Annotated in this window: 10 protein-coding genes and 1 pseudogene; all 11 read right to left on the minus strand. The window is 44.2% G+C overall.

All coding sequences use genetic code 11. The annotated features are described in order from the left end of the window. Positions 1-3: 3 nt before the first annotated feature. The 11 genes and pseudogenes from lptE to BHV72_RS01420 all read right to left on the minus strand — a co-directional run bounded on the left by lptE (position 4) and on the right by BHV72_RS01420 (position 12676). Positions 4-534 carry an LPS assembly lipoprotein LptE gene (gene lptE, locus BHV72_RS01370; protein WP_005679355.1) on the minus strand — a complete coding sequence of 177 codons (531 nt, stop codon included), beginning with the start codon at positions 532-534 and terminating at the stop codon, positions 4-6. Then, positions 521-1771: a sigma-54 interaction domain-containing protein gene (locus BHV72_RS01375; protein WP_005679354.1), complete on the minus strand. Its 1251-nt coding sequence runs from the start codon at positions 1769-1771 to the stop codon at positions 521-523. Before BHV72_RS01375 ends, lptE begins: the two co-directional genes overlap by 14 nt. Positions 1772-1780: 9 nt before the next feature. Further along, complete coding sequence (gene pdxA, locus BHV72_RS01380) at positions 1781-2875, minus strand: 4-hydroxythreonine-4-phosphate dehydrogenase PdxA (RefSeq protein WP_005679352.1); 1095 nt, start codon at positions 2873-2875, stop codon at positions 1781-1783. 4 nt (positions 2876-2879) lie between these two features. Further along, complete coding sequence (locus tag BHV72_RS01385; protein WP_005679351.1) at positions 2880-3920, minus strand: DUF4837 family protein; 1041 nt, start codon at positions 3918-3920, stop codon at positions 2880-2882. A gap of 17 nt (positions 3921-3937) precedes the next feature. Then, positions 3938-4972: a dual-specificity RNA methyltransferase RlmN gene (rlmN, locus tag BHV72_RS01390; protein WP_005679349.1), complete on the minus strand. Its 1035-nt coding sequence runs from the start codon at positions 4970-4972 to the stop codon at positions 3938-3940. Positions 4973-5114: 142 nt separating this feature from the next. Further along, a pseudogene (locus BHV72_RS01395) lies at positions 5115-7222 on the minus strand (peptidylprolyl isomerase). 119 nt (positions 7223-7341) lie between these two features. Next, on the minus strand, positions 7342-8598 hold the full coding sequence (locus tag BHV72_RS01400; RefSeq protein WP_032837574.1) for a hemolysin family protein: 1257 nt from the start codon (positions 8596-8598) through the stop codon (positions 7342-7344). Between the two features lie 3 nt (positions 8599-8601). After that, positions 8602-9216 carry an LPS export ABC transporter periplasmic protein LptC gene (gene lptC, locus BHV72_RS01405; protein WP_005679346.1) on the minus strand — a complete coding sequence of 205 codons (615 nt, stop codon included), beginning with the start codon at positions 9214-9216 and terminating at the stop codon, positions 8602-8604. A 43-nt stretch (positions 9217-9259) separates the two neighbouring features. Next, positions 9260-10585, minus strand: a complete 1326-nt coding sequence (locus BHV72_RS01410; protein WP_005680208.1) for a hypothetical protein — start codon at positions 10583-10585, stop codon at positions 9260-9262. Between the two features lie 68 nt (positions 10586-10653). Then, on the minus strand, positions 10654-11958 hold the full coding sequence (gene bamG / locus BHV72_RS01415; RefSeq protein WP_286853694.1) for a BamG family beta-barrel-assembly machinery protein: 1305 nt from the start codon (positions 11956-11958) through the stop codon (positions 10654-10656). Continuing rightward, positions 11894-12676 (minus strand): type III pantothenate kinase, encoded by a 783-nt coding sequence (locus BHV72_RS01420; protein WP_286853697.1) that lies wholly within the window; start codon positions 12674-12676, stop codon positions 11894-11896. The genes bamG and BHV72_RS01420 overlap by 65 nt, the downstream gene beginning before the upstream one ends. Positions 12677-12900 lie beyond the last annotated feature (224 nt).

Consider the following 12900-nt stretch of genomic DNA (forward strand, 5'->3'; position numbering starts at 1 on the left):
AAATTACCAGTTTGCTACAGTTGCATTAAATATTTGGTCGGTTATCTCTTTAGTCATTTCAGCAATTAGTCCGTCTTGTACAGCCGTCAGCAACTGACTGGAATCATAGGTACGGAAAGCTGAAAACTGTTGTTCGAAGTCTTCGGCGTGGTTTGTGTTGTTGACAAAGCGTACATTCACCGTAATGGTCAGTTTCGTCTCCGAAGAATAACCGTCGGCGGATACAGCCTGGTTGTATTGGTTGTAGCCTGTAATTTCTCCGTCAATCTGCAAATCCGCGTTCTGATTCGGCTTCAGCAGTTGGAGCCGTGTCTGACGGATAAAGATATCTTTCAGATCCTCATTAAACTTCGTTGCCAACGGTGCATACACATACTCCGACTTAATAGGGAAGTCGGCAATCGAAATGGTTTTCACCTTATCATAATTGATAGACGAACCATTAAACTTATAGGAAACAGTACACGCAATGACTACCAACGGTAATGCAAGCAGTAGCGCAACGCGTGGCGTTATCTTTTTAATCCAGTTCATATTCTTTTATTTTTCTATAAAGCGTACGTTCGGAAATCTTCAGATCCCGGGCGGCACCTTTCCGTTTTCCATGATGTTTCTCCAGTGCTTTACGTATCATTTCCTTTTCAACTTCATCCAGTGCCAAGTTTTCTTCTACATATTCTTCCGTATCCTGAATATCATCATCGTCGTCTTTCGGACAGACAGTTGCCTGCTGCATCGGATGAATAATGGCAGGCACCGAAGGCTGGTTTGCCGTTGTCACTACCGGAGTAGCGACGACTTGCCCTACTTGCCCCATTTGTGCCACCTGCCCTGCACGTTCAGCCATCATGTTGTGCACCATCTTCCTCAGTTCGGCCACTTCCTGACGCATATCGAACAGAACGGAATAAAGAATTTCCCGTTCGCTCTCAAAGCTTTTGCTCTCCCGTGTTCCCAGCAATGCCGGCAGACGTTGTACATTCTGTGCGGGAAGATAGGTTTGCAGAATAGCTGCCGTAATCTCCCTGTTCGTCTCGATAATAGATATCTGCTCGGTGATATTCTTCAACTGGCGCACGTTTCCGGGCCACGGATAAGCAAGAAGTTCTTTCTTCGCATCCTCCGTCAACTGAATGGCCGGCATCCGGTACTTTGCCGCAAAGTCCGCCGCAAATTTACGGAACAACAGAAGCACATCATCTCCCCGCTCACGCAAAGGAGGGATCTGAATAGGCACCGTATTCAAACGATAATATAAATCTTCACGAAAACGTCCTTCCGCAATAGCTTGCGTAAGATTGACATTCGTAGCTGCAACAATACGCACATCCGTCTTTTGTACTTTCGACGAACCTACTTTGATAAACTCGCCACTCTCCAGCACACGGAGCAGACGTGCCTGTGTAGGCAACGGCAACTCCCCTACTTCATCCAGGAAAATCGTACCGCCGTCCGCTTCACCGAAATATCCTTTCCGTTCACCAATCGCACCGGTAAATGCTCCTTTCTCATGGCCGAACAATTCCGAGTCGATCGTCCCTTCGGGGATCGCTCCACAGTTGACAGCGATATACTGTCCGTGCTTCCTCCGGCTGTATTGATGAATGATTTGCGGAAAACTTTCCTTTCCAACTCCGCTTTCTCCGGTAATCAGCACAGACAAATCGGTAGGAGCTACCTGAATGGCAACATCTATGGCGCGCAACAATGCCTCGGTATTTCCGATAATACCGAAACGCTGCTTCACTTGTTGTATCTCCGTTTTTGTCATTACTTCCTATTAATCTTCGTCTACTGTATCCAGCTTTAGTTTGTCACTATCATCCCGTTTCTCGTAATATTGTTTCCGCAACGGATTTGCATGGGCTACTTTCTCCCGTTGACGATTACGGAACACATCAATGGCAACATAAACTGCCTGACGGAACGAGTCCTCGCTCGCCAGTCCCTTGCCTGCGATGTCATAAGCCGTACCATGTGCCGGAGAAGTACGCACTACCGGCAGTCCTGCCGTATAGTTTACTCCGTCATCCATAGCCAACGCCTTGAACGGAGCCAGCCCCTGGTCGTGGTACATCGCCAATATTCCGTCGAAATGCGTATAATTGCCCGATCCCATAAAGCCGTCGGCAGCATAAGGTCCGTAACAAAGAATCCCCTTTTCCTCCATTTCCTTCATGGCAGGGATAATCACTTCCTGTTCTTCCGTACCCAGCAAACCGCCGTCTCCGGCATGAGGATTGAGAGACAACACCGCAATACGCGGAGCACCGATGCCGAAATCCTGCTTCAGGCAATGATGAAAGATCATCAGCTTTTCCTGAATCAGTTCCTTCGTAATCGTAGTCGCAATCTCTCTGACAGGGATATGCGTCGTCACTAGAGCCACACGAAAATCATTCTTCATCAGAATCATCAACGATTTGTTTCCGTTGCCCAAACGCTCTTCGATATACTCCGTATGTCCGGGGAAAGAAAATTCTTCCGACTGGATTGTATGTTTGTTAATCGGAGCTGTCACAATTACGTCAATCAGCCCCTCACGATAGTCTTCGATAGCCCGTTCCAAAGCGCCCAATGCGGCCTTACCGGCTTCGGGGTCAGGTTTGGAAAACTCAACTTTCACTTCATCATCCGTACAGTTCACTACGCTCAAGCGGTTGCATCCCGCTTCGGAAGCCGTATTGATAATACTGAAGTTAGTCTGCACATCCAAAGCCTTGCGGTGATAAGCAGCGACTTTCGGTGAACCGTAGATAATAGGAGTACATAATTCCAACATGGTAGGATCCGAGAATGTCTTTAAAATCACCTCATAGCCTACCCCGTTAATGTCTCCCTGGGTGATGCCGATTCTTATTTTATTATCTTCCATGTTTTTATTTATTAGTTTGTTCCGCTTCCTTGGCTGCTCCTCCCAATGGGATCTGGTTTTGCTGAACCTCATTCGGAAGTTTCAGTGTATAAAGAGATGCCTCCATTTGGCGCACCAGGTTACGTTTCATTTTATCAGGTGAATAAACAAATATTTCTGCTGTGATAATTCGTTGGTTTTTCTCATCCAGACGCGTGTGAGACACATACGGGCCACCCATGAAGTCCCCCTTCATGCGCCATAATCCGCGTGCTTCCATTGTGTAACTGTTCTGTACATTGATCGGACGTACATCGGTCAGTAAAGAATCCGTTGACATATAAACCCCTTCCTTGAATCCCGGAATGTTCGCCTTCATCACAGAGTCACGCTTATGCACAAAATATTCTTTGGTGAACGTATCTTTATCGGTATAAGGATAAGAATACATCACGAAGTTACGGTCGGCAGTACCTGTATTGGTGGAAGCCCAGAAGAAATCTTTTCCGGTCTTAGAATTAGCCAGTTCGGCAGGCAACCAGATATCGCAACCAAATAAGCTATCCACTTTCTGTGAGATAAAATTGCTGTGCTTTTCTTCCAGCATGGAAATCTGACGATTCATTTCCGCACGGGTGAAGAAGTCAACAATAGTCTGCTTATTCTCTTCCACAAACTTTTGGAATTCTTCTTCATTCGGAGCCTGAATGGTCAATATCATTTGCGGATTCGCATACACATCCTTCGCATATTTGAAAGAAGCTTTCGTATAAATGTCCTTTATATCTACGATAATGATATTGCGGATCAACTTCAACGTTGAATCATAATCTTTCGGTGAAGTATACATAATACGGAAAGAAGGTTCCGACTGCGGCAACCCCGGCATATCCGAATCGAGCACATCATGCAAGGCCCTTCCTGCCGCACGATCCCAAACGCCGTGATCTACTACTACCAAAAGTTCGTATGCACGCCCACTAGAAGTGTGATTCCCTTTCAGACCACAAGAAGCAAAAACGAAGGCTATCAAAGCCATGCTTAAATAAGAAAAGTACTTTTTCATGATGTTCGATTTTTATATTAGCTCTTATTATTTTCCTCCTGTTTCGCAGTCGACAACATGCCGCAGGCTGCAAAAATATCTTCTCCGCGCGAAGAACGGATTGTAGTAAAAAGCCCGTGCGTGGTCAAATAGTCACGGAAACGGGTCATTGTATCCATATCTGCCCCTTCAAGATCAACTCCCGGAATGGCATGGAACCGGATCAGATTTATCCTGCAATCCAATCCACGCAACAGTTTCAGCAACTCCTTGGCATAGACTTGCGAATCGTTGAGTCCCTTAAAAACAATATATTCAAATGAAAGTCGGCGCTGTTTGCTAAAATCATAGTTTTTTAACAGTTCCACCATTTCGGTAATCGAATAGCCTTTTTCCGCCGGCATCAGTTCGGAACGCTGCACCGCCAACGGCGAATGGAGGCTGATTGCCAAATGACAATCACTTTCTTCAATAAAACGTTTCAGTCCTTTCCGCAATCCGACAGTGGAGAGGGTGATACGCTTCGGACTCCATGCATAACCGTAATCAGCCGTCATTATCTCCAATGCCTGCAATACTTCATCCAGGTTATCGAGCGGTTCGCCCATGCCCATCATCACGACATTTGTCAACTTGTCCCGTTCCGGCAACGAATGAATCTGATTGATAATCTGACTGGCGGTCAGGTTGGCCTTATAACCTTGTTTTCCGGTCATGCAGAACTTGCAGTTCATCTTGCAGCCTACTTGTGAAGATACACACAAAGTCGCCCGGTCATCATCCGGGATATATACGGATTCTACAAAGTGGTTCTCACCTACTTTATACAAATACTTCACCGTACCGTCCACAGAGCGCATTTCATCTACCGGCGCCTCTGCTCCCACCTCATAGTTCTGCTTGAGCAACTCCCGATACTTCAACGACAAATTTGTCATTTCATCAATCGAGGCCACCTTCTTATCGTAGAGCCACGATGCAATCTGCTTGGCGGCAAAGCCAGGCATTCCCAGCCTTTTCGCCAGCGATTGAAGCTCCACAAGAGTCATTCCTAAAAGAGGATATTTAGACATTATTCCTTCTGTTCATGGTTTATATTTGCAAATGTAAGGAAATAAAGTCGATTTCCGTACAGCGAGAATGTAAAAGTTAACAAAAAAGGTCGTTCCCGAAAGAGGAACGACCTTTTGCAGTTATCGTTTTTACGATTAAGTCTTAGAAGAACAGGTAACGTGTATCTTTTACGTTTCCTTTCAGATACAAGTCATTCATCAGGCGGCTTGCGAAGCGTGCGTGCATATTAGTCAACGTAGCTTCTTCATCTTTTGCGTTGAATGTATCGTTCAGTTTGTCCTTGCCATATACTTGCAGAACAAATACGCCGGCATTACCTTTGATCGGAGCGCTCAATTTATTTACTTCAGCAACAGAAGCATAAGCGCCAACCAACGGTTCGCTACTACGCAAAGCAGATACATAAGCCGGAGCAGCAAACGTTACCATTTTCAAAGAATCGCTGACAGCGTTCGGCATAGCCTTGTACTGGTCGAGTGAGGTTGCGTTGGTAGCCTTCATGTCAGCCATAATCTTTTCAGCTTTCTTATCTTTCACGATCTCAGCTCTCAACTGTTCCTGTACGGCTTTCAATGGACGGTATCCTTCCGGCTTGATGTTTACCAGACCAACGACCATCATGTGATCGCTTTCGCCACATTCATACAAGCCTGATACTTCACCCGGTTTTGCTTTATCGAATGCCCATCTCAACGCTTCTTTTGTACCTCTCACACCACCGATACCATGTTCGGAGCTATACAAATCAGCTCTGTCAAGCAATTTGTATCCGGCTTCTTCGGCGTTAGCCACCATTTTCTCAACAGAAGGATTGGCAGCGATAAACTGGCTGAAGTCATTGTAAGCACGGTTGTATGTTTCCTTGCTGAATTCAACTTCACGCTTCACCACAGCTACTTTATATTTATCCTTCACCGCTTTCTTGTTAGTCACCTGAAGAATAACGTTAGCTTGACCCAACGGCAAGTTTACCAGCTCGTTCACACCTGTGCTGTTAATAGCAGAAATAAATTTCAAGTTGTCACCGTCAATTTGTGCACCTTCGTACTGTGCAGCAGTCATCCAGTTGGAATCACCGGTCTGACCGTATTTCTTAGCAAGATCTACGAAGTTAGCACCACCTTTGATAGCATTGTAGATACTGTCGGCCAGAGTTTTCGTCTTAGCTGCATCTGCCGCATATACCTGAATCTGACGGAACTCAACAGAATCGGCAGCCGCAGTCTTGGCTACAATTTTGAATGAGTTGATCGTATTATCGCCACCATTATAGTAAGGACCATAAACAGAACCAACAGAAGCAGAGTCCAAACGTGCAACTACATCCGACGGGAAAGCAGTCTTGTTGTAGAACAAGTCTACATAAGGAGCTTCCGAACCAACCGAACGAATGAAAGAAGTATAATCATCCGTTGTAGTAGCCAACTGTTCAGTAGCTTCGTCCACTTCCTTCTGGATAGCGGCGCGGTCGGCTGCACTGGCAGTTACCTGTACGTCGATGTATTTGATATCACGAGTTTCCTGGTATTGCTTGAACTGTTCTTTTTTCTTGTTATACAAGTCTTTCAGTTCCGATTCCTTCACTACGATTGTAGAATCTACCACAGAAGAATAAGGAACGGCAGCCAGCAACATATTGTATTGGTTTACTCTTGCGTCGAAAGCATCCTGTGCTTCCACCGGGTTAGAGATAAGCGCTTTGGATACCAATGCCTGATACTTTTCAGCCAGACGGCTCTGAATCAGAGTTTTCTGAATGAACGACCAATATTTATACATATTGTTGTACTGTTCAGCATACTGTGCCGGCATTTGCGATTCGTTCATTTTGGCATATTCTACCAGGAACTTGTTCAACATATCCTTGTCGAAGTTTCCGGTTTGCGGATTCTGGAAAGGAGTCTGTCTCAACAAAGGATGAACGCCAGCTTTCAGGATATCCTGAATTTCAGCAGTAGAAACAGTCAGTCCCAGTGCTTCAGCTTCTTTTTCAATCAGTTTATTGTTAACGTAGGAACGCCATACTTCATCGCGTACCTGACTGGTTTGTTCGTCATTCAAGGCGGTCACTCCACGCATGAGTTTCACCACTTCGGTATATTCTTCTACCAAGTTCTGATACTCCTGAGCGGAAAGAGCGTCTCCGTTCACCTCACCAACGTCATGTGCCTGATGAAAGCAAACAGCGCCAAGCCGATAACAATCACCAATAGAGGTCCTTTCGACCTAATGTTTTGTAATGTTGCCATTTTGATTAATACGATTTATGTTTATTATTATTTCTTCTAATTGTCGTTTTAGCGCACGAAGATACAAAAAATGCTAATATGCTTCTATTTATTGGCTAAAAATTTCTCGGTATTCGTCATTATTCCATGACTTTTAGGCGAACCAGTTCTATTTTCGTCGCTGTCACCTTGATTATCTTGAACTGATAACGTCCTACCCGAATCACTTCATGCAGTTTCGGGAAACTCTGATATTGATTCAGAATCAGTCCTCCCACTGTCAGATATTCGTCGGATTCAGGCAAGTCGAGACCGAACGTTTCGTTGACTTTCTCAATCTCCAGACGGCCGGACAATACATATTCATGTTCGTCTATCTGCTTGCTGATATAGGAAGTGTTATCATGCTCGTCTTCTATATCACCGAAGATTTCTTCTACCAGATCTTCCAATGACACAATACCGGACGTTCCGCCAAACTCGTCCACCACTACCGCAATTGTCTTTTTCTGTTGCATGAACAGTTTCATCAGCTTATTGGCGGACATTGTTTCGGGAACAATCGGCACTTGCTTCACATTCTCGTGCCAGTTGGTCGGTGCGCGAAACATCTCCGAAGAGTGGATGTAACCGACCACATTGTCAATATTACCGTCATATACGATAATCTTGGAGATACCCGACTCTATAAAACGGCTTTTCAGTTCATCCAGCGAAGTTGTGAGATCAACCGCCACCACCTCAGTACGGGGAACAATACAATCGCGTATTTTAATATTCGAGAAGTCAAGTGCGTTCTGGAAGATTTTCACTTCCGTATCCAGTTCCTCCTCATTCTCGGCATTATCAATGCTGCTCTGTACAAAATAATCAAGATCCACCTTTCCGAAAGCTTTGTCGGACGCATCCTTGTTTACCTTCATGCCGAAAATGCGCAGGAAGATGCAAGACAAACCGGAAGACAACTTGGATATAGGATATAAAACAACGTAACAAATAAAAAGTGGAACGGCGAAAACGTTCAATACCATATTGGGATTGATCTTGAACAATGTTTTCGGCAGGAACTCTCCGGTCACCAAAATAATCAGGGTAGAAATGACAGTCTGTGCCAACACCATTAGGAAGTGATTGTCAATAAAGCCGGCCAGCAGATTTTCACCAATGATCTGAGCCATCAGGATACCATAGATAACCAGTGCGATATTGTTACCCACCAACATGGTAGAGATAAACTCGTTCGGGTTCTTGAAAAAGATAGAAAGGATGCGGGAAGTAATGCCCCCTTTGCGTTCCATTTCAAAACGCAGTTTGTCTACCGAGACAAATGCAATCTCCATTCCCGAAAAGAAAGCGGAGAAAAGCATGGTGATTATTAGAGAGATATAAATATTCATAGCTTATTTCACAGAATCTTTTTTCACAGAGTCCGGCAGGGCTTTTGTTTCCGGTTGTGGCGGAGCAGTCGCCTCGTCGTCGACGTAGAATATACCTTCAATATTATGAATCGTATAAACGGTCATTTGCTGATTGGAATCGAACCCATGCCCGGTGATAATCCGGTCCGGTTGCTGGATACGAATAAACTTGTCGGAATACACTTTCTGCGTAGCTTCATTCCAGTAAAGCAGTTCCGTATTGAAACGCTCTCCTTTCCGGTTTTGTATATCCACGTTTCCTATCAGTTTCCAGAGTCTTTCCTTGTCATAGTAGTAGGCAGTATCCGCTTTGATACTGGCTTCTATATGAAAGATCGAATCGAACTGTTCAAGATACACTCCTTTTTCAAATGCCCAATAAGACGGCTTCTTGCGGTCGAAAACCAGCCACTCTTCCGTATTCACCCGATAGCGGGTCACTCCCGAATCGGATATAAGGGTTGTCACTCCGGATGTCTGCATCACTGCCATGGAGTCACGTTCTGTAATAGCATCCCCCGTTATTTTCTTTTTGCCACCACAGGAGGGAAATAAAAGAAGCATAACAATTGTCCCTAAGACAATTGTTATGCTCATGCTTTTATGCAACAAACGGTTCTTTCGTTTTCGCAACATACGTTTATCTAATCGTTGTAGACTCTCCGATCCAGCCACCGATAGTAATACGGTCGCCAGCCTTGTAACCCAACATAAACAGGTCTTTTGCTTGCGGAGTGTGTGCAGAATATCTGCCGATCAATTTGTTTGCTTCTTCAGCTACACTCGGGTCTACTTGTTTTGCGCGTTGCAATTTGTCAATTATAACAAAGTAAGTACACTTGTTCAGTGCAGACTCGTCACTCCAGTTAGGACTCATTGCATAAAGGTTGGCAATCAAGATATACGGAGCGCCATAATTTTCATTGAGACCGATAGCTTTCTGACAGTAAGTTCTTGCCTGTGACAATTTCTTAGCAGAAGCCAACACAGCAGCAGCTGCGTATGCTTTTTCCGCTTTCTTTATATTGTCAGTTTCCAGGTTGATAGCTTCATCAAAGAATTTCACTGCACTGTCGATATCACCTTTTTTGAATGCCTGATATGCACATCCGGTAGCAGCCTCTGCTGTCGGTTCCATTTTATAAGCATAGAAAGATGCCTGCAAATAAGCTTCACTTTCCGTACATTTCATCATTTTCATGATGTCGATTACTTTCTTCAAATAAGCGAGGTCAGTCTGATTAGCTTCTACTTTCGGGCCATAAATTCCTTGCAGTGATTCACAATCAGCCGTACCACTGTTTACAAACAAGGCAACCAAGTTATCTTTGATACCCAGCAGACCTTTCTTCTTTGCTTCATTAGTTTCAGCAGCAATGGCAGCATCAGCATATTCGGAAGCAGCCAGATAATCCTGGATAAATTGTTCCTTATGAGCAGGATCAGCTTTCAGTTTATCCAAAGACATCTGCAGGAAATAGAAAATAGTAGCTCCGGCAGACTCGCCTTTTACAGCATTAACCGATTGGCTCAGCCATTGATAAGCCTGATTCACATCCAGTTTCGGAGCCAAGGCGATATAGTCTACAGCCTTGATACCCAAAGCTTCATCAGCAGAAGATACCTTCGTACCTTTAGCCAGGAATTCATCAGTGTATTTGATACGCAAGTCATGCGTATTCATCAGTTCATTAAAATATTTCTGATATTCCGGATTATTTCTGTCCTTAATCTGTGCCATTAAGCCTTTCAGAATTTTATATCCGTCAGTAAAAGTGTAGAAACGGAGTGTCGGACAGTTTTCCAACACAGCTTTCCAAGGAGTATACGCATCTTTAAAGTTACCTGCACGCACAGCTTCATGCGAGATACTACTGTTTGAATTACAGTTAGTCGCATCCTGTGCTACCACAGTAGTCGCCCCTGCCGAAAGGAACAACATAGCTACAAGCGTTTTAATTTTCATTGTATCTAAATTTTAGTTGTTAGTATAATATTATAGTCGTCTATTCTCTTCTCTTTTTAATTCTTGCATTACTCTACTCTACGCTTGAAGAACCAACGTTCGTTGAACGTCAATCCGATACTTACGCGGAAGATATTTTCGTTCACAAAAGTCGCTTCTTGTCCACTGATACGAACAAACTGTCCGCTGATACTGAGGATAGAGCGTGAACGGGGAACAGGCAGACCGAAACCGGCTGTTACACCATATTCGCGGGTAGCCTTCTTGCCGTTGATCTTATAATACGGGGTCGTATAATAAGCTCCCAAACGATATTTTATGTGAGCAAGATAAGAACGTCCCAGCAAGTTAGGGATATATTCCGCACCCACAGATATTTTAGAACGGTCGCAATAAGCATAAGTTTCATCAAAATCACCACGTATGGATTCATCTGTTGTCCTTACACCAAAGTCTGCTTTCGACCATTGTTGCAAACTGTAATCCACTCCAATTGTCAGGCGTTTGTCATAGTTATAGGTAAATCCGACACCATACGTATTAGGGAGTGCCAATGTAGCATCCGGCGCCACGCTAGTTGAAGTTTCAACCGTACCTGTACTATTAGAGACCAACTGTGTTGTCACATCATAATCATTCCCCAGTTTTATTTTTGGAGAATATACAACACCAAGCGTCACTGAATGTTTCTTATCTATATCCTTTGTATACTGTGCTCCAAAGTCCAGCTTATAAGATGATACAGATGCAGTCGCCTGTTGCACAAAATTATAAGCCCCGGATACATTCGGATAATAAATAGTCCGCGAACGGGTTATATCCCCCCAGAAATAAGAAGCATTTACACCCACTGAAAGATCTTTGAATACCTTCACACCCAATCCGACATATAGTTGGTGTAAACCTCCGTCGCCTGTATAATTTCTGGCATAAGCTGTCGTATTACCAGTTGCGGGATCTGTCGCAGTCTGAGTATCCGACACCGTATATCCCACATTGGAGAACGGCAGCAAACCGATACTCATCGCTAGTCTCCTATGTAACCGGAATTGCATTGCCAGATAGTCGAAACTAGAGTTTTTGGCGTTCAGCTTCACGCCACCGCCACTAATATTCATATTTTGAAGACTGACGCCCCCTTCAAAGAGGAAAGTCAACGAGTCAATGGCTGTATACGAAGCAGGATTCAACGGATTGATCTGCGCTCCGTCCCGGAGTCCGAAAGCAATTCCTCCCATTGCCTTACTGTTTCCGAAGTTCTGGTCAGACAAGTCGCCATAGCCATATCGTGTATAAGGAGAGTTTGTATTATTTTGAGCGATTGCCATTCCGGTAACCATTGTGAGCAATAGCGCCCAAAGCAATCCTACCATTATTATAGTTTAAAATTCTATTTAATCCTTTCAACACTAAAAATCTATCTGCAAAGATGATACTTTTTACGCTGCTATCAAAAGAAAAATCATCTCCGCCCGTTAAAAAAGCCAAAAGTTCAGGATATTTATGCTTCATAGACTCAATATAACCTGAAATTTCGTATTCCATACCTTTCAACACCCCGGCGCGTATAGCCGTTTCGGTATCCCGCCCCATGGGGAGTTTGCGCCCGTTGGAGTCAATAAGAGGCAAGCGTCCGGTAAACTGGTTGAGTGCCTTGAAACGCATCTGCATACCGGGAGAAATATTACCACCATGATACTGTCCTTTCGAGTCTATAAACTCGTAAGTAATGCAAGTTCCCGCATCAATTACCAATATATCTCTACGAGGATATTGCTCATTCGCTCCCACCACAGCAGCCATTCGGTCGTATCCCAGCGTTTCGGGAGTTTCGTACAGGTTGGTGACCGGAAGCGGAGTCTTCGAATCGAGCCACAGCAAAGGGAAAGGCAAGGCGACCAAAGCCGCAAGCACCCGTTCGCTTAAATCAATCACGGTAGCTACAATTCCCTGCTCAACCGGGTATTTGGCACAAAGAGCTTCCAGACAATCCAATGACTGATTGGACTCGGTCAGCACTTCCACCATTTCCCCACCGTCAAAGAGGGCAACCTTCGCAGCGGTATTTCCTATGTCGATAATTAAATTCAATGCATTCTTATCTTTTAGCGGGCGCAAAGGTAAAGTAAAAAAAGAGAAATCGAAACATCTGAGAGAAATTATCTTCTTTTTTGGTTCTTCTTATGTTCTCTCTCTCAAAAAAGTGTGTCGGGCGAACTATATAATATAGAATAATATATATTTTTATTTATATATGCACGGTTGGTGGCACGCCTCCATTTTTCAGCAGGAGATAAATCACTAATTCACAATCA

It is taken from the genome of Bacteroides sp. 43_46, assembly GCF_001915455.1.
Taxonomy (GTDB): Bacteria; Bacteroidota; Bacteroidia; order Bacteroidales; family Bacteroidaceae; genus Bacteroides; species Bacteroides caccae.

What these genes read in the sequence shown, in the direction of transcription:
- lptE (WP_005679355.1), bottom strand. Translation starts at nt 534, where the DNA reads ATGAACTGGATTAAAAAGATAACGCCACGCGTTGCGCTACTGCTTGCA.
- BHV72_RS01375 (WP_005679354.1), bottom strand. Translation starts at nt 1,771, where the DNA reads ATGACAAAAACGGAGATACAACAAGTGAAGCAGCGTTTCGGTATTATC.
- pdxA (WP_005679352.1), bottom strand. Translation starts at nt 2,875, where the DNA reads ATGGAAGATAATAAAATAAGAATCGGCATCACCCAGGGAGACATTAAC.
- BHV72_RS01385 (WP_005679351.1), bottom strand. Translation starts at nt 3,920, where the DNA reads ATGAAAAAGTACTTTTCTTATTTAAGCATGGCTTTGATAGCCTTCGTT.
- rlmN (WP_005679349.1), bottom strand. Translation starts at nt 4,972, where the DNA reads ATGTCTAAATATCCTCTTTTAGGAATGACTCTTGTGGAGCTTCAATCG.
- BHV72_RS01400 (WP_032837574.1), bottom strand. Translation starts at nt 8,598, where the DNA reads ATGAATATTTATATCTCTCTAATAATCACCATGCTTTTCTCCGCTTTC.
- lptC (WP_005679346.1), bottom strand. Translation starts at nt 9,216, where the DNA reads ATGAGCATAACAATTGTCTTAGGGACAATTGTTATGCTTCTTTTATTT.
- BHV72_RS01410 (WP_005680208.1), bottom strand. Translation starts at nt 10,585, where the DNA reads ATGAAAATTAAAACGCTTGTAGCTATGTTGTTCCTTTCGGCAGGGGCG.
- bamG (WP_286853694.1), bottom strand. Translation starts at nt 11,958, where the DNA reads ATGGTAGGATTGCTTTGGGCGCTATTGCTCACAATGGTTACCGGAATG.